This window comes from Nocardia sp. CA-119907, assembly GCF_050955995.1.
Lineage (GTDB): Bacteria > Actinomycetota > Actinomycetes > Mycobacteriales > Mycobacteriaceae > Nocardia.
In genome coordinates this window covers 2601596-2617605 of record NZ_CP192091.1, presented here as the reverse complement: position 1 = coordinate 2617605, position 16010 = coordinate 2601596, and the positions used below count along the sequence as shown (strand labels likewise).

Below are 16010 nucleotides of genomic sequence, written 5' to 3'. Positions count from 1 at the left end.
GTGTTCCCGGTTGCCAGGGGCGGTCTCCGTTGTCCCGGCGGCGACCGCAGCCCGACCGCCGGGACCGCGCTGATCTCCGTCGGGACAGACGGACTCATGACAACCGGCACGGGGGTCCGACGATGAGCACTTCCGCACTGCTCGAACCGCCGATCCACGATGCAGCTCCGACCGCGGACACCGCGCTGCGGCGGAATTGGCGGCCGGTGCTGTGGACACTGCCGCCGCTGCTGGTGGTCCTATTCATCGCGGTGTACCCGATCGTGCGGGTGCTCGCCGAATCAACCGAGACCGAGGACGGCCGAAGTACTGCGGTCTGGTCGCAGATGCTCGGCTCCGAATCGTTCCGCAATGCGTTGTGGCGCACCATTTCCATTGCGGTCTGCGCCACCGCGGGGTGTCTCGTGCTCGGCGCCTTCCTCGCGATCGTGCTGGCGTTCGTGCCCTTCCCCGGTTCGTCGCTGGTCGGCCGATTGATCGATACGGTGCTCACGCTGCCGTCGTTCTTGATCACACTCGCCTTCACCTTCCTCTACGGCACCGCGGGTGCGGTGAACGCCCTGATCGCCCGGATCACCGGAGATCGAACGCCGGTGCTCGACTTCCTGAGCACCCCGCTCGGGGTGATCCTCGCCGAGATCACCTTCTTCACCCCGTTCGTGGTGCGCCCGCTGCTGGCCGGATTCGCCCAACTGCCGCGCGAACAATTGGATGTGGCCGCCAGCCTCGGCGCCTCGCCCTGGCGGGTGCTGCGTCAGGTGGTCATGCCGGAGGCGTGGCCCGCGCTGGCCGCGGGCGGCAGTCTCGTCCTGCTATTGACGCTCAACGAATTCGGCATCGTGCTGTTCACCGGCGCGAAGGGCGTGACAACCCTGCCCGCGCTGATCTACACCCGCGGCATCGTCACCTTCGACCTGCCCGGTGCGGCGGTCCTCGCCACGGTGCAGGTGCTGCTGTCGCTGAGCCTGTACGTCGGCTACCGACTGATCTTCGCCCACTTCGGGCGGCCCGGAAAGGAGAGCTGAGCATGCTGGTCTGGACCCGTCGTGGCCGTGCGGTGGTGCTCGCGGTCTTCGCGGTGGTCGTGGTCGTGGTGTTCCTCGCCCCGATCGCGACCGTGATCGCGGCCGCGCTGGCGGGCAGCTGGACCGGTCCTCTGCCCTCGAATCTCGGCCTCGCCAACTTCCGAGCGGCGCTGTCCGGTCAAGATGCCGCGAGTCTGTCGGTCAGCCTGCAGACCGCACTGCTGTCCGGCGGCATCGCCCTGATCCTGGGCACCTGGGGCGGACTCGCCGCCCGCGAGGCGCCCGGCTGGTGGCGCAAGATCACCGACGCGGTCTTCCACCTGCCGGTGGCGGTGCCATCGGTGGCCATCGGCCTCGGCGTGCTGATCGCCTTCAACGAACGACTGCTGCTGCTCGGCGGCACCAAATGGATTGTCATCGTGGCACATTCGGTGCTGGTACTGGCCTATGCCTTCAGCGCCGTCTCGGCCGCACTGGATCGACTCGATCCCGCCTATCGCCAGGCCGCGGAATCCCTTGGGGCAGGGCCGGTTCGGGTGCTGTTGCGAGTGACGCTGCCACTGCTGCTGCCCGCCCTCGGCGCCGCCGCCGGGTTGGCCCTCGCGCTGTCCATGGGTGAACTCGGTGCGACCATCATGGTGTATCCGGCCACCTGGAAGACATTGCCGGTCACCATATTCGGTCTCACCGACCGCGGTGAAGTCTTCAATGCGGCCGCGAGTACCTGTCTGCTGCTCATGGTGACGCTGGTCGCCTTGGTCGTGCTGGGTCGGCTGCGCGGTCGCGCCGCGCTGCGCTGATCCCGAGGCGAACACCATACGATGACGCAATGTCAGCACTGCCCTTGATCTTCACCGCCGGCTGGGCGAGCGGGGTCAACGCCTATGCGGTGGTCCTGCTGCTCGGCATCTTCGGCGCGACCGGCCTATCCGACGATGTGCCGGAGGCACTGCAACGCACCGATGTGCTGATCGCTGCCGCGGTGCTGTTCCTCATCGAGGCCGTCGCCGACAAGATCCCCTACCTGGACACCTTTTGGGATGCCGTGCACACCATCGTGCGTCCCGCATCCGGCGCCGTTGTCGCCGCACTGCTCGCCGGGCAGGACGGATCGCTGCCCCAACTCGCGGCCGGTGCCCTCGGCGGCACCACCGCCCTGGCCAGCCATCTCATCAAGGCCGGTACGCGCATGGCGATCAACACCTCACCGGAGCCGGCCAGCAATATCATCATGAGCCTCGTCGAGGATCTGGCCGTCGGCGGCATTGTCACCATCGCGATCTTCCATCCGATCGTCGCGGCCTGCTGTGCTGGCACGCTGCTGGTGATCGGCGTGATCCTGGTGTATCTGTTGGCGAGCCGGATCCGCCGCTATCTGATCCGGCGCCGACAACGCCGTGCGGCCAAACGCGCAGCCGCCGTCTGACCACGCAGCGTCACCATCCGAAATTTCCGCGGCGCTGGCGATTTCAGCCGATTCAGGCGGGTTTGCGCCACACCAATGAGTAGCGCCAGAAGACCAGCCGCCGCACCCGCGCACCGGGAAGTATCGTTGCCACCTGCTCCCGCACCTGCCGCGTCGTCAACGGCGGATCGAGCACAACCGGCATGGCATCATGGGCCGCCTCGACCGCATACCAGCTCCCCCGACCCCGCGCGCGCAGGATCCGAAACACCATTCCGAGCACCCGATGCCCGATCGCCGCAACCAGCTCAACGGGTGCCTCCCGCACCAGATCATGATGCGGCAATGCCACGGCGGCGAGCACACCACCCGGACGCAATGCCTGCGCCAACAGCGGCAACACCTCGTCGACCGGCATATGGTGCAACGTGCTGATCGACACGATGGCGTCGTAGGTTCCCTCGTGTAACGGCTCGGTCCGCACATCGCCGAGGATGCAGTTGACATTGTCCGGCGTTGCCTGCTCGGCCGCATCGATCATCGCCGGTGATCGATCGATGGCGTCGACCCGCTCGACACGTCGTGCGAGTTCGGCCGCGAAAGCTCCTGCCCCACAACCTACATCCAGCACACGAGTGCAAGGGTCGGGCAGCTGTCGCAGGAGAAACCGGTGGTAGTACGCGTTGTGACTCCAGTTGAACTTGCTCATCGAGCACACTCCCGGTCGCCGGACACAGCGCTGTGTCGATGGTCGGGCACCTCGGGAATGCTGAATGCTCGTCGAAATTCACCGATCACCGAATACATAACCTGCCGACCCATCACCACCCGGCCATGGTAGGTCGGTTGTCGTCTCCGGTGTGTTCAGCTTTCGGTCGGACGACGTGCGTACTCTCTCCGGGTATCCGAAGATAGACCGACGGGTCCAGCAGTGAGGATCACCGATGTCGTACAGTCCGCCGCCGGACCCGACCAACCTGGCCGAGCAACCCGGCACGGCGACTCCCGGCCCGAACGCCGGATACCACGCACCCCTCGCGCCGCCGGATCCGCTCTATCCGAATCCCCCTCAGCAGCAACAACCCTGGGCCTATCCCAGCGGCACCGGATGGCAGGGCGGGCCACCGCCGACCGATCAGCGGCGGGGGGTGGGGCCCGCTGTCGGAGCGCTGATCCTCGGCATCGTCGGTTGCCTACTCCCGTTCCTGCCGATCGACCTGACCGGCGTGCGCCCCTTCATCGGCCTCCCGTTCGCCACGGCCGGACTCGTCCTCGGGATCGTCGGCTGCACCGGACAACGCCGCGGCAAGGGCCTGGCAGTCACCGCAATGATCCTGTCCGCCATCGCACTTGCCGTCGAGTTCATCATGATCGTCAACCAGGTGAGCTGAGCAGCATCCGCCGTCGAGGACACCCACGAAATCCGAAAAGGGTTCCAGTCCAGGAATGTTGGGCCTATATTCGAATACACGTTCGAAGCATCGTCGAACGGGGTTTACCTCGAGTAGTTCCGAATCCGGGTCCGTTCGGGTTCGGCGTTATCCGGTGTGGGCGGCATATCCTTGCAGCACGAATCCGATGAGCGGAGCACAGGCAGCGCGACGAAGGGGGCTATCCAGACATGGCAGCGCAGGCGGCGAAGCTACTGCGGGATATCGAACCGCTGGCGGCGCCGGATCGACAGCGTGCAATCGCGGCCGGGGCGCTGTGGCTGGCCGGGTCGCCCGAGTTCGGACCGTTACTGGCCGAATTCGCGGGGCGGGGCTATTACGAGCGGGTCATCGCCATCCGCATGGCATCGGTCGCCGCCGAACACGAGCATCTGGTTGTTGAACTCGACTCGGTCGAGCCCGAATTCGCCGCGCGGGCGGTGGTCGCACTGGTGCGCAGCGGGGTCGACCCCGAGGTCTTGATCGAGCGACTCCCTCGGATGTCACAGCGGATCCGGCGCACCATGTACCGGGCCCTCGGCTACGGCCAGCGCACCCGGCTGGCCGATCCCCTGCTGCCGGAAGTGCGGCGCCGTTTCGGAGATGCCGAGGCCGCGCGGGTGCTGCCGAATTGCTCGACGCCGGTGGTCGCCAAATATTTGCCGGAGCTCGACTACGCCGTCGCGAACTGGACGGCATTGGGCCGCAGACACATCGATGCGGTCCTCGATCATGTCGAAGGGCTCGCGGCGCAAGCGGGTGAGGCGGATTGGCCCGGGTTATGGGAGTGGATCGCGGCGGTAGCGGTCCCCGCCGCACGCCACGATCCCGACCGAATGCTCGCCCTGGCCGCCAAGGCGATCCGGCACACCTCGATCTACCGAATGAACGGGGCGGCGGGACAACTCGCCCGGCACGATCGTGCCCGGGTGGTCGACCTGATCCTGGATCCGACCGGCAATGGAACCGGACTGGGCGGGACCGCCCTGTGGCGCGCGCTGAGCGAACTCCCCGACGACCGGCTGGTGGCACTGGGCGCCGTCTACTCCGGATTCCAGCGCGACCGGTTCCTGCGCGCACTTCCGCTGACTCGCCGCGCCACCGTGGTACGGCAGGTCTACGCACGCCCCGGAACCGATCCCGGCCAGATCCCGATGACGGCACTCGATGCCCTGCCACGCCTGGAACGCACTGCCCTCGCGCGCGAACTCCTGGACCGCCCCGGCGGCTCCGCCGTGCGCGAGGTCCGCGAGCGCTTGACGGCTCGACTGCCCTGGAACGAGGCCGAACCGGTATTGGCCGAGGCGATTCGGCGCGCCACCGCGGAGGAGCGCGGCCGGGCATACCCCCTGTTGATCACCGCCGCCGCGGGCACTCGCGATCCCGCCGTGCTGGCCACCATGCTCGAATCCCTGCGCCGACTGCGCAATGAGCAGGATCCGGTGCGCTACGCCGCGTTCCAGGCGATCGGTCACCTCCCGCCGTCATTGCTGCGCGCCGACAACCTCCCCGCCCTCGAACAACTCGGCACCGACGCATTGCAGGCGCGCGACTGCTCCTACGCGACCACCGCGACGATCTCCGGGCTGGCTCGAATGCTGCTGCGCCGTGGCGCGGAAGCAGACGACCCGGCATTCACCGACTCGGCGCTGCGGCTGATCGAGAATCTCGCGGCACATGCCATCGCACCCGACCTGGCCGATCTGGACCGGTCACTGCCCCACGGCGCCGAACAACGCATCTTCGCGGCGCTGCGCCGACGGCTCGACAACGACGCCGCCCGCGACAAGTGGCGCCTGACCCTCGATCTCGCCGAGGGCTTGGACAGGCGCGCCTGGAAAATTCCTGCCCTGCAACAACTCCTGATGCGCGCGTGCGGCGCCCGCGACGACGCGGTGGTCCGGCGAGCGGTTCGATTGGCGCTGAGCAATCCGGCCACTCGCGACCAGCACCTGACCGCCCTGCTGAACCGGGACCGCTCCCTGATCACCATGGATATCGTGCAGCGGCTGATCGCCACCCGGCGCACTGATCTGCTCGATTCGGTGCTGGGCTCCGCGACGCCAGGACGCTTCGCATCGACCGAAGTGCGCCTGGTGCCGGACTTCCCGGGCGGATTCGATCGATGGACGCCACGACAGGTCGAATCGTATGCCCAGCTGTTGACCGCCCACGCCGATTCGAACATGTCGTCGCAGTACGAGAAGGTCCGGGCCGTAAGGATATTGGGCCGCCTCCCGGGCAGCCCGGAGCGTCTCGCGGAGTACACGAACCACCCCGACATCCCTATCGCGGAAGCGGCGCTCACCGCATTGGGTCGCAGCGACCGACCAGCGGCGGCAATCGAACTGCTGGCCGGGCACGTCGATTCCGATCGCGCACGCGTCGCGGTCAGCAGCATCGCAGCCTGCGCAAGAAGCATTGCCCCCGACAAGATCACGACCACGATTGCGCCGCTGGTGCGGTCCCCCAAGATCACCTCGCGCAAGGAAGGCGTCCGGCTGCTCGCCGAACTGCACGCCCCCGATGCGATGACCGCGATCCGAACCCTCTGGGAGCAGCCGGATCAGCACCGTGATGTGCGACGCGCCGTGGTCTTCGCCTGCCGCTGGCTGCTCGACGACGATGCGGCCTGGCGGATATTCGCCGATGCCGTAGCCGATCCCACGGTGGCCGAGGAAATCCTGAACCTGCGACCGGAACTGCTGCCGGTCGCGCAGCGCCATCGCATGGCCGCACTGATCCGGCGGATCGCGGGCGAGACCGACCGCCAACTCGCCGCCCAGGCCATCCCGGTACTGACGCGCTGGCACCGGTGGAGTCCACCCGATACCGCGATGATGTTGGCGCACCGAATCTGCGACCTCGATGAACTCGGCCTGTGGTGGTCCGCCGCGCAGGCCCTCGTCGACCATATCGAGTCCGACGCTTCGGCATTGCCGGCCGCCGTCGATCGCCTGCTCGCTGCGGGCGATACCGCCATCGACGGACGCGACCTCCCCGCCGTGCAGCGGTTGGTCGGGCTGTGCAACGCACTGGTTTCGGCGGCCGCGCGCTCTGATGCGGCGGCATCCGCCGCGGGTGCGCTCGCCGGCCGATTGTCCACCGACCCGTTCTGGCGCAGGGCCGCTATCGAGCTGTACCTGGCCCAAATCCGCTGGGCAGAAAGCGAACCGACCGTTCAGTTGATTCAACAGGCGGGCGCAATCGCGGACGGCGCACTGGTCGAGCATCCGGCACAGCGACTGAACGCGACCTTGCCGGCCGCACTGCGCACCGCGCAGCCGGAAACAATGCTCACCATCGCGGCCGGCCTATCCCATGGCAGCGCATTGGCCACTGCGCTCGCTGCGGTGGTGCTGATCCGGCACGGCGGCGAGCACTTCGGCTGGTCGGCACCGTGGCTTGGCCTGCTCACCGCATTGCGCACACACGACACGGTCGATATTCGCGCTGCGGCGGCGTCGGTCTGGACGGTTGCCGAATGAATTCCGGCACTGGGTAATTCGGTAGCGGGCGTGCCGCGCCAGTCGACCACGCGGCACGCCGGGCGGGGCGCCCCGTTGCGCCCGCCGTCACTGTTTCGGCGACGTCAGCGTCCGGGGCGGGTCACTGGTCGGATAACGCGGACCCGGGACGTCACCGAGAGTTGCAGTGACGCTGTCGGGGCAGTGTCACTATTGCGGACGAGAGTCGCCGTCGAATACTTCACTGCTCGGGCAAACGGCGGCGGCCACCGGCCACGTCGGTTACCAGATCAGTGTAGCCGTCAACGAGTTCTGCCAGGTGGTACCAGTGTTTATGGGTATTGTCGCTGCGCGCGCCGTCGACATCGATGGCCGTATTCGCATCCACCCAACTGCGCGCCATGCGATCCACCACCGCCCCGAGGCTCTCGGTATGTAGCGAAGCACCGTTGCGATGCTGCGGGATCTCCTGCGCGATCCACTCATTGATGTCGTCGACGAGTTCGCTGCGGCGGCAGTCGATTTCGGCAATTAGGCCCATATCGTGCACCTGAGCACGGCGTGCGTGCAGCTCGGCCAGCGCGTGCGCGGATCGCAGCAATTCGAGATCTTGGAAACGACGCCCCTGAAATGCACACAAAATCTGCGGAGCGGTCGGCAGCACCCCTACCGTTGGCGCGCTCATCGCCATACCCCGAATTCACCCGACACCAACGCGCTTTGTACCAACATGATTGGCTCTCGATTCGGTTATCCCGGTCATCGGATCGGTTGTTCTCAACTAGCGTAGCTGGATCATGCTCTTACAAATGCAAGAACGCAAGAGTGCGTTCTCATTGCTGCGGTCACGACCCGATCACCAGCTCCATCCCCACAACCCGCTAGCGACAACACCTTTCACACTCGCCACACATCGACGAACAGCGCCGGTGGCCAAGAGTTTGCCACTCTCACTCACACCCCTCCGCGGCTCCAACGCCACGCCGATCAGCGGCGTACATGACGCATCACAAATTCGCCCGAGGACACCGCTCTGAGAACGCGCTCAGCACCAACGGGTCGGACGCACCGGTCAGGCGCAATAAACGCGCCTACCCGCATCCGCGGCCGGCAAGGCGACCAACTTCGGTCGCCCAGCACTGGCCCACCCGAACCACCACCAAGCACCCGATAGTCAACCGAGAATGCGCTGGCGCAGGAGCGCTCTCGACGATTGCCTACATGAGCGCATGGTGATCACTCGTCCAACAGTGCAGCGGCAGCTGGCACGTCTGGAAGTTCGGCTCGTGTCCGGTGTGGTCTCCACCTGCGAAGGCATGCGGGTGCACCGCCGAAATCGGCATATTCTCGCAGGAAAACTCCGAACTTCCTTGCTGTAAAAGGCGGTATTCTCTGACGCTATGGCAGGCAAGCGCACAGTCCTCACGGCGGGTTTGCGGCGGCTCTCGGTGCTGCTGACCGAGATGCGCGAACATGCGGGCCTCAGCAAAGAAGAGGTCAGCGGCAGGACCGGAATCAATATCACCACGCTGTACCGCATCGAGACGGCGCAGGCGCGGCCGCAGCGCCGCACACTGATGGCGATGCTCGACCTCTATGGTGTCACCGAACAGCAGCGCGCGGATGCGGTGGAGTTGTTGTCGGACGCGCTCAAGCCCGGCATGTCACGGCCCTACGAGGCGACGCTGACCGAGGTGCACGCGGCCTATATCAACTTCGAATCCGAGGCACTCTCGGCCCGGCACTACCAGACTTCCTATATCCCAGGGCTATTGCAGACCTCGGAGTACGCCGAGGCGGTCATCGATACCAATATGCCGAAACTGGACGCGGCCACGGTGCAGCACAATGTGCGGGCGCGGATGGATCGGGCCATGCACCTCACCAAGACCGATCCGCTGGAGCTCTGGGTCGTACTCGATGAGGCGGCGATCCGGCGCGTGGTCGGCGGGGTGGATGTCATGAAGGGGCAGCTGAAGCGGCTGCTGGACGATTCGCAGATGAAAAACGTTATCCTGCAAATACTTCCGTTCTCCGCAGGCGTGCATCCCGGCATGGCCGGTGCGTTCACACTGCTGGACTTCAAGGATCCCGCCGATCCGGAGCTGGTCTATGTGGAGGGCATCGCGGGCGATCAGCTGATCGAGGGTCATCCGCAGATCCGCCGCTTCGGCATCATTTTCGATCAGCTGCGGGCGATGGCCTTGAGCCCGCGCGACTCCATGGCGCTGATCGCCAAGGCATCCGACGAGATGCGCTGATCAGCTGCGACTGGCCCGCCGATAGCCCAGTGCCGCAGGTATCGCGAAAACCACGAGCGCACCGACACACCAGGCGAGGGTGGCCAGCAGCGGCTCCCGCACCGGACCGCCGAGGGACAGACCGCGCATGGCGTCGATGGCATAGGACATCGGCTGGTGGCGCACGATCGGCCGGGCCCACGCCGGATAGGCGACCAGTGGTACGAACCCGGAACTGAAGAACATCAGCAGCGAAGAACCGAGCGAAACCGCCTCCACCAGTGCGGCTTTCGCGCTGAAAACGGCCACCGCGGTGACCATGGTGGCGAAGGCGATACCGAACAGCAGCGGCACCCCGAACAGCGCGATACCAGCGAGCAGCCCCTGCTGGAATCGGAAGCCGAGTACCGCCCCCACTGCGAACAGCACAGCGGTGCACAACAGGATCCGGATCCCCTCCGCGACGATGCGCGCGGCCAGTCCGGACGCGCGGTGCACCGGCAGCACCCAGAAGCGGGCCAGCAAGCCCTCATCGCGCTCGCGTCCGAGGGTGATGGCACCGGCCACCGAACCGGACATCACGCCCACCAGCGCCACCATCGGCACCGAACCGTAGAGCGCATTCACACCGGAGAAGGCCGAAATCTGGTTTCCGAGAATGGTATTCAGCACGACCAGCAGGAGCGCGGGAAAGACGAGCGACTGTACGACGGTCAGCGGGTCACGCCACCAGCGCACCAACAGCCGCTTGGTCTGGATCATCGTTTGCGGGATCAGCAAACGCCAGGTCTCGGTCCGGCCGCTGACCCTCGGCAGTTCGCGGGCAGGATCCAGTACCTCGGTCATGACGACCTCCGCATCGACATGTATACCGCCCCGGCGCCGAACATCATCGCGGGGATGAGCGTCCAGGCCAGCGCGGGCCCGAAGATCGACCAGCCGACCACGCCCGCATGGCCCGATGGATCACCGGCCAGCGCCCGCAGCCCGTACACGAAGTGCGAGATCGGCTGGTTGCGTGCGAAACCCTGGATCCAGTGCGGAAATTGGTGGGCCGGTGCGAATCCGGTGGAGACCATGCCGAGGATCAGCTGGGGCAGGATGAGCGCCTGGGTGGTCGCCTCCGGGCTCTTGGTCGCGGTGCCGAGCAGATCCGCGCCCAGGCACAGGTCCAGTGCTATCAGCATCGCGAACCCGAGGAAACCGATTGTGTCCCACCAGCTGCCATAGAAGCGAAAGCCGATCACATGGGCGGACACCAGGGCCGCGGCCAGTGCGACCGCCGCCCGGAACAGTGCGGTCGTGACCCGCGCCGCGAGCGGCACCACCGAAAACATCGGCATCGATCCGAACCGGGTATTGAGCCCGTCCCTGGCATCGGAGGCCGACCGGAATGCGGCCGTGATCGCGCAGAAGGCGACCGCCTGCATGACGATCATCGGCGTGAGGTATTGCGCATAGCTGCTCAGCCCGTGCCCGCGGACTGTCATCACCAGATTCAGCGGCACATAGAACCCGACGGTGAAGACCGCCGGCGCGAGCAGTGCGGTGATCAGTTCGCCATTGCGCCAGGCCGGCCGGACCAGGCGCCAGGTCAGCGCCCACCACTGCGCCACGGTCGCCATGCGCGGCGGTGGCGCGTCCACCAGCCGCTCGCTGCTCAGGCGGCGGGTTTCCCCGTCGCCGCGTTGCTGCTGGACGGTGATCGATCCAGCGTCGCTGCCGATGCTCATCCGCACGCTCCCATCCTGCGCGTCATCCGTGCCCGTTGGTGGGGAACCAGCTGTTCTCAGCATGTCGCACACACCCGCGGCCGGTCCAGCTTTCCGCGCTGCTCCTGTACCACCGCAATCTCCTGTAGCACCTCGGCAGCCGTCATCGAGTCGCCGGCCATGCCCCGCGTATCCGCGCAAATGCGGCCTCTGACGTGCGGGCGCCAGCACCGCCCCGCGACTCCCGAATCGCACTCGGCCGACCCGCAGAGTTCCGGCGCGTCGGAGGAACCGCTCAGGCGCCCGGAATGGCCATCATCGATGGCGATAGCGTCGCGGACCACCGCAGTCTCGAAAACCCGCAGGTAGCCGATGCCGACCTCGCGACCGGCCCGCAGGCCGAACTCGGCCAGCACATCGAGATGCAGATCGCCGACTATCTCGATATATCGGGCCATGGCGATCGGCGCCGACCCGGCTACCCGCTCGGGGAATCGGATACCGTGCCAGGCGGTCGACAATGGAGACCTTCCGGCCGCCATATCGCGCCGAGACGTTTCTTCGATATCCGATACCACCGGTCGATACCGCATAATCCCCTCGTCCGCTTTCGTCTCTGCCCACCGAAACCGGGCGCGCCGCCACATCGCGTCGTTCATCAAATTTCGTAGACGAGAGCATGTTTCGATACCGCCCCCGAGTGTCACAACGACGACTCCGAGGGTCCCGAAATCCCCACCAAGGTGTATGACCGAGACCTTCGTCATATCCCGCCCGCACGGCGCGGGCCGCGAATTATACTGTGCCGCTATCATTCTCGGCGGACTGCCCGAATCGTGGGGTGACGAGCGCACAGGGGGTGAGTAAGGTATGCCCCGATGACCAGCATGGAAGCCCGGTTCCGTGACGCCGCACGGACCGTGCCCCTCCCCAGTCCTTGGAATCTGTCCGCCTACCTCGCAAATGTCGCCGCGCACCGCGGCCGTTCCATCTCGCTGCAGGCGGTCCCCGCGTCCGCGCTGGCGGATATCGGCTGTCGCGGCAGTGGACTCTGGGTGGCGCGCGGCCGCGACGACATCATCGTCTACGACGCCTCCGCCACCGAGCGCAATGTGGACCACATCATCCTGCATGAGATCGGCCACATGCTCTTCGGACATGGCAGGGGCGAGACGGCGGCCGCCGCGCCGATCGCGCCGACGCTGGCCGCACTACTACCTTCCATTTCACCGGCATCCATCGAACATGTGCTCGGCCGCAATGAATTCGGCGCCGAGCGCGAACGGGACGCGGAGGTCTTCGCCGATATGACCATGGTCTACGCGACCCTGCCGCGCCGCAAGGATCGGTCGTTTCGGCTGTTCGGGCGCGGTCGCTAGAGACCGTCGGGTAACCGACGAGTTCCGGCACGCAGCTCGTCGACGAGATCCTGATAGGCGTCGGCCAATTCGTTGAGCCGCACCCACGCGTCATAGAAGACGGACTCGGGCGCGTGCGCGAGCGGTACGAAGGCCTGCGTGGTCATTCTGGCCAGTCGATCCACGATCTGGCCGACGGTCTCGGTGTGCAACTGCGCGGCGGTGCAGGGCACCGGCATCGCCAGCGTTACCCAGAGGTCGATCGACCGGACCAACTGGGCGCGCCGCCGATCCAATTTGGCCATCTCACTCACCGGCGTCCGCTCGCGAATCTCGTGTAGCTGCGCCAGTTCCCCCGCCGCTTCCAACATCGGATGATCCTCATGCGGCAGCCCGCGAAACGCGAACAGCAACAGATCCCGCCCCGGCATCATCCGGTTGCTTCCGACATAGCTCATCTCGGCCTCCCACCGACGCCCGACGCCGTCGGTGCACCATCCGACCAGCAATGTCGTTGCCGCACCGCCCGACCGCACCCAACATCCCGATTATCGACCCGGATCCCCGTCCACGACCAGAAACCGCCGATACCAATTTGTTACAGATCGGCCTGGGGCGGCACTACCTGCCTAGATGGGTGCGAGCAGTCGAGGCGGGGGCTTGCCGGCATGGCCGTCGACTAGGCGGGTATGCCCTCCGCGCCGTCGGCCAGGTAGTCAGGACCACCGACGTAGAAGGTGCGCCCGGATTCGGTTGCGGCACTTGCGGCCTCGGCGACGACGGCGGCGAACTCGACGATGGTCGGGAGTGCGCCGTGGTCGCGGCGGGCCGAAACCGCGTCGGGATTGCGACGTTCGAGCAGGCGCACGATGATCGTGCCGTCGATCATGTCGCCGGACACCACATTCAGCCCGATTCCCCGCGCGGTCAGCTCGGGAGCCATGGCCCGCAACGCGTCTTCACCCGCCCGCTTACTCGCGGCGATCGGCTCATAGTCCGCCGGAACGGGCTTGCGGCCATGGAAGTGCGCCTGATGACTGGTCACGAAGACGATCCGGCCGCCGGAAGGCAGATGCGGCGCGGCTTGGCGCACCAATCGAACCTGCGCGTCGCGGTTGAGCGCCATCGCGTAGTCGGGACCGGCATTGCGCTCGAGTCCGCCGGATGCGTTGAGCACCAGCACATCCAGCCGCCCGTACGCCGCCACCACACCGGCGATCAGTGCGGCGGTCGACTCGGCATCCGCGATATCCGCGCCCGCGATCGACGCGCTGCCACCGGCCGCGATGATCTCCTCGGCGATCGCCTCGGCGCGCTTGCGCTTCTCGCGATAGTTGACGATCACGTGGTCACCGCCCGCCGCCAGCACCTTCGCCGTCTCGGCACCGATCCCTCGCGAAGCACCGGTGATCAGCACAATCCGTCGTTCCGTCGAGTCGCCCACCGTCTCCCTCTCGCCGATCAGCCCACAGCAACGCTTCTAATTTAGAATCACTATGGTAGTTCGAAATGAGAAGTGCAAGCGGAGCGAAACCGTCCAGGGGTCGAACCGACCCGGCGCACGCGCCGATGCTGGCGACCATGGACCTCATCGGCCAACGCTGGATCCTGCGCGTCCTATGGGAACTCGAACCCGGCCGCCTGGGCTTCCTCGAACTGCGCCGCCGCATGGGCAACTGCTCATCGAGCATGCTTTCCACTCGCCTGCAACACCTGCAGTCCGCGGGCGTGATCATCAAGAATCCGGACAAAACCTACGAACTGACCCCTGCCGGACAAGAACTCACCCAAGCCCTGCAACCACTCTGGGACTGGTCCGAACGCTGGACCCCAGCACTGCCCGACTAGCCGCGGTCCGGCTCGGGAGCCGCACCTCACATGCGGTTCCGGATGGCGGATACGACGAAGGCGGCCCCCGGAGCACATCCGGGAACCGCCTTCGGGGGCAGCGTTACTTCAACCGAAGCTTGCCGAACAGACCTTCCTTCTCGTCCTCCGGCCCGGCGGTGAAGTACAGCGAGTCGGCGTCGCCGAGGCTCTCACCATTGCCGAACATCAGGGCCCACAGACCAGGGATCTCGACCGGCTTACCCTTCTCATCGCGCAGGTAGTCGACGAACTTGCCGGTGGCGTCGTCGTAGGCGAGCACATGGCCGAGGCCGCCGAAATTGCCGACGAGCAGCTTGCCGCTGAGCGGACCGAAGTTCGCGGGAGCCACCGCGACACCCCACGGCGCGTTGAGACGACCGCCGTCGTCGAGGATGCGGACGAGCTTGCCGTTGGCGTCGAACTCGGCGAGCTTGCCCTTGGCGGGCTTACCGTTGGCGTCCTTCTCCTGGTCCTTGTCGAGGGAATCCTCTTCGGCCTTGTCGAACTTCGTCGCGTCCTGCTCGTCGGGCTTGGTGTCGGCGTAGGCGACGAAGACGCGGTTGCCGATGGTGGTCACATTGAACGGGGCCGGATCGCCGGGCTTGGCCTTCTTACCCTTTTCCGGTGCCGCCGTATCGATCTGGTCGCCGGTGGCGAACGGGTTGGCGAAGCCGACGGTCGGAATCAGCTGCCAGTCCTTGTCGAATGTGCGGATCTGCGGGTTCTCGCCGAAGTCGGCGGCGAGCAGCTTATCGGCGGACGGCGTCAGCGCGATGCCGAAGAACGCCATACCCTGCGATTCGCCGTCGAAGACCAGATTCGCGGGACCGTCGTGGCGGATGATCGCGCCCTCCGGGCCGAGTTCGGTCCACGCCGAGATCTTGCCGGAGTCGGTGGCGAATATGAACCGCGACGAACCGGTCAGCAGCAGCGGGCCGCCATCCGCGTCCACCGGCTGATCACGCACGACGAACACATCCGAGGTGATCGGCGCGCCGTTGAAGACGACGCCGGTGGTCTTGCCGATGCTCTTATCCGAGGTGTCGGCGTCCGCGCCCGGAATCGTCACGATCTTCAGCGGATCCTGGAACAGCTTCTGCACTTTGGGATCCGCCGACGCGCTGACATCGCCGACGAACTGGAAGGACTTGCCGCCCGCGCCGACCCAGAAGTGCCCGCCCGCACCCTTGGGGCGATCGGCCAGGCCCCAGGCATTCACCATGTCGGGGAAGGTGTACTGCGCCTTGTATTCGGCCTTATTGGCGGCGAGGTTGGTCTGCGCGTAGTGATTGCCGTCCAGGGCGGGCACATCGTCGCTCGACGACTTCGAATCCGAGCATGCCGCAGCGACGACCAGGGCCGCACCCAGCACCGATACGCGCAGCAGACCATTGCGGGTCCGGGACCGCCACGCACCGTTCCGGCGCGATTCACTCCAGCGTCCGTTCAACATCTTCGTCCTTTCCAGCCTTCGCTGCCCTCATATGGCGATTAGGCGATGCTA

General features: G+C 66.2%; 16 protein-coding genes. 8 read left to right on the top strand and 8 right to left on the bottom strand.

Annotated features, from left to right (window positions below):
- Positions 1-122: 122 nt before the first annotated feature.
- The 3 genes from ACQP2D_RS11765 to ACQP2D_RS11755 are packed head-to-tail and all read left to right on the top strand — an operon-like array spanning position 123 to position 2451.
- On the top strand, positions 123-1025 hold the full coding sequence (locus tag ACQP2D_RS11765) for a 2-aminoethylphosphonate ABC transporter permease subunit (protein WP_433683743.1): 903 nt from the start codon (positions 123-125) through the stop codon (positions 1023-1025).
- 2 nt (positions 1026-1027) lie between these two features.
- Positions 1028-1825, top strand: coding sequence for an ABC transporter permease (locus ACQP2D_RS11760; protein ID WP_433683742.1), 798 nt, complete (start codon positions 1028-1030; stop codon positions 1823-1825).
- 29 nt (positions 1826-1854) lie between these two features.
- Complete coding sequence (locus ACQP2D_RS11755; protein WP_433683741.1) at positions 1855-2451, top strand: DUF4126 domain-containing protein; 597 nt, start codon at positions 1855-1857, stop codon at positions 2449-2451.
- A 52-nt stretch (positions 2452-2503) separates the two neighbouring features.
- On the opposite strand, the gene ACQP2D_RS11750 is transcribed toward ACQP2D_RS11755, so the two are convergent.
- Entirely contained in the window at positions 2504-3139 is a 636-nt protein-coding gene (locus ACQP2D_RS11750; RefSeq protein ID WP_433683740.1) for a class I SAM-dependent methyltransferase, read from the bottom strand.
- A gap of 235 nt (positions 3140-3374) precedes the next feature.
- On the opposite strand from ACQP2D_RS11750, the gene ACQP2D_RS11745 reads away from it, so the two are divergent.
- A complete protein-coding gene (locus ACQP2D_RS11745) occupies positions 3375-3821 on the top strand; it encodes a DUF4190 domain-containing protein (protein ID WP_433683739.1) in 447 nt (148 codons plus the stop codon).
- A 230-nt stretch (positions 3822-4051) separates the two neighbouring features.
- Complete coding sequence (locus ACQP2D_RS11740; protein ID WP_433683738.1) at positions 4052-7348, top strand: HEAT repeat domain-containing protein; 3297 nt, start codon at positions 4052-4054, stop codon at positions 7346-7348.
- 220 nt (positions 7349-7568) lie between these two features.
- Here the strand turns inward: ACQP2D_RS11740 and ACQP2D_RS11735 are convergent, their stop codons facing one another.
- Entirely contained in the window at positions 7569-7928 is a 360-nt protein-coding gene (locus tag ACQP2D_RS11735; RefSeq protein WP_433685616.1) for a DUF4254 domain-containing protein, read from the bottom strand.
- Between the two features lie 799 nt (positions 7929-8727).
- Between ACQP2D_RS11735 and ACQP2D_RS11730 the strand changes: the two genes are divergently transcribed.
- Positions 8728-9588 (top strand): helix-turn-helix domain-containing protein, encoded by an 861-nt coding sequence (locus ACQP2D_RS11730; protein WP_433683737.1) that lies wholly within the window; start codon positions 8728-8730, stop codon positions 9586-9588.
- Here the strand turns inward: ACQP2D_RS11730 and ACQP2D_RS11725 are convergent, their stop codons facing one another.
- Genes ACQP2D_RS11725 through ACQP2D_RS11715 form a run of 3 tightly spaced genes read right to left on the bottom strand, consistent with a single transcriptional unit; the run spans position 9589 to position 11872 of the window.
- Positions 9589-10413: an ABC transporter permease gene (locus ACQP2D_RS11725; RefSeq protein WP_433683736.1), complete on the bottom strand. Its 825-nt coding sequence runs from the start codon at positions 10411-10413 to the stop codon at positions 9589-9591.
- A complete protein-coding gene (locus ACQP2D_RS11720) occupies positions 10410-11300 on the bottom strand; it encodes an ABC transporter permease (protein WP_433683735.1) in 891 nt (296 codons plus the stop codon). Before ACQP2D_RS11720 ends, ACQP2D_RS11725 begins: the two co-directional genes overlap by 4 nt.
- A 56-nt stretch (positions 11301-11356) precedes the next feature.
- Positions 11357-11872, bottom strand: coding sequence for a hypothetical protein (locus ACQP2D_RS11715; protein ID WP_433683734.1), 516 nt, complete (start codon positions 11870-11872; stop codon positions 11357-11359).
- A 285-nt stretch (positions 11873-12157) separates the two neighbouring features.
- Here ACQP2D_RS11715 and ACQP2D_RS11710 point away from each other — a divergent pair, with 285 nt between their 5' ends.
- Positions 12158-12658, top strand: coding sequence for a hypothetical protein (locus ACQP2D_RS11710; RefSeq protein WP_433683733.1), 501 nt, complete (start codon positions 12158-12160; stop codon positions 12656-12658).
- On the opposite strand, the gene ACQP2D_RS11705 is transcribed toward ACQP2D_RS11710, so the two are convergent.
- Both ACQP2D_RS11705 and ACQP2D_RS11700 read right to left on the bottom strand, forming a co-directional pair.
- Entirely contained in the window at positions 12655-13095 is a 441-nt protein-coding gene (locus ACQP2D_RS11705) for a DUF4254 domain-containing protein (protein WP_433683732.1), read from the bottom strand. The two genes, ACQP2D_RS11710 and ACQP2D_RS11705, sit on opposite strands and share 4 nt — an antisense overlap.
- Positions 13096-13316: 221 nt before the next feature.
- A complete protein-coding gene (locus ACQP2D_RS11700) occupies positions 13317-14081 on the bottom strand; it encodes an SDR family oxidoreductase (RefSeq protein ID WP_433683731.1) in 765 nt (254 codons plus the stop codon).
- A gap of 65 nt (positions 14082-14146) precedes the next feature.
- Here ACQP2D_RS11700 and ACQP2D_RS11695 point away from each other — a divergent pair, with 65 nt between their 5' ends.
- Positions 14147-14485 carry a winged helix-turn-helix transcriptional regulator gene (locus tag ACQP2D_RS11695; RefSeq protein ID WP_433683730.1) on the top strand — a complete coding sequence of 113 codons (339 nt, stop codon included), beginning with the start codon at positions 14147-14149 and terminating at the stop codon, positions 14483-14485.
- A gap of 103 nt (positions 14486-14588) precedes the next feature.
- Here ACQP2D_RS11695 and ACQP2D_RS11690 read toward each other — a convergent pair whose 3' ends face one another.
- Positions 14589-15959 carry a TIGR03118 family protein gene (locus tag ACQP2D_RS11690; protein ID WP_433683729.1) on the bottom strand — a complete coding sequence of 457 codons (1371 nt, stop codon included), beginning with the start codon at positions 15957-15959 and terminating at the stop codon, positions 14589-14591.
- Positions 15960-16010 lie beyond the last annotated feature (51 nt).

Bases quoted from the DNA above. Each gene is read 5' to 3' on its own strand.
- ACQP2D_RS11765 (WP_433683743.1), top strand. From the start codon at position 123: ATGAGCACTTCCGCACTGCTCGAACCGCCGATCCACGATGCAGCTCCG.
- ACQP2D_RS11760 (WP_433683742.1), top strand. From the start codon at position 1,028: ATGCTGGTCTGGACCCGTCGTGGCCGTGCGGTGGTGCTCGCGGTCTTC.
- ACQP2D_RS11755 (WP_433683741.1), top strand. From the start codon at position 1,855: ATGTCAGCACTGCCCTTGATCTTCACCGCCGGCTGGGCGAGCGGGGTC.
- ACQP2D_RS11750 (WP_433683740.1), bottom strand. From the start codon at position 3,139: ATGAGCAAGTTCAACTGGAGTCACAACGCGTACTACCACCGGTTTCTC.
- ACQP2D_RS11745 (WP_433683739.1), top strand. From the start codon at position 3,375: ATGTCGTACAGTCCGCCGCCGGACCCGACCAACCTGGCCGAGCAACCC.
- ACQP2D_RS11740 (WP_433683738.1), top strand. From the start codon at position 4,052: ATGGCAGCGCAGGCGGCGAAGCTACTGCGGGATATCGAACCGCTGGCG.
- ACQP2D_RS11730 (WP_433683737.1), top strand. From the start codon at position 8,728: ATGGCAGGCAAGCGCACAGTCCTCACGGCGGGTTTGCGGCGGCTCTCG.
- ACQP2D_RS11725 (WP_433683736.1), bottom strand. From the start codon at position 10,413: ATGACCGAGGTACTGGATCCTGCCCGCGAACTGCCGAGGGTCAGCGGC.
- ACQP2D_RS11720 (WP_433683735.1), bottom strand. From the start codon at position 11,300: ATGAGCATCGGCAGCGACGCTGGATCGATCACCGTCCAGCAGCAACGC.
- ACQP2D_RS11715 (WP_433683734.1), bottom strand. From the start codon at position 11,872: ATGCGGTATCGACCGGTGGTATCGGATATCGAAGAAACGTCTCGGCGC.
- ACQP2D_RS11710 (WP_433683733.1), top strand. From the start codon at position 12,158: ATGACCAGCATGGAAGCCCGGTTCCGTGACGCCGCACGGACCGTGCCC.
- ACQP2D_RS11705 (WP_433683732.1), bottom strand. From the start codon at position 13,095: ATGAGCTATGTCGGAAGCAACCGGATGATGCCGGGGCGGGATCTGTTG.
- ACQP2D_RS11695 (WP_433683730.1), top strand. From the start codon at position 14,147: ATGAGAAGTGCAAGCGGAGCGAAACCGTCCAGGGGTCGAACCGACCCG.
- ACQP2D_RS11690 (WP_433683729.1), bottom strand. From the start codon at position 15,959: ATGTTGAACGGACGCTGGAGTGAATCGCGCCGGAACGGTGCGTGGCGG.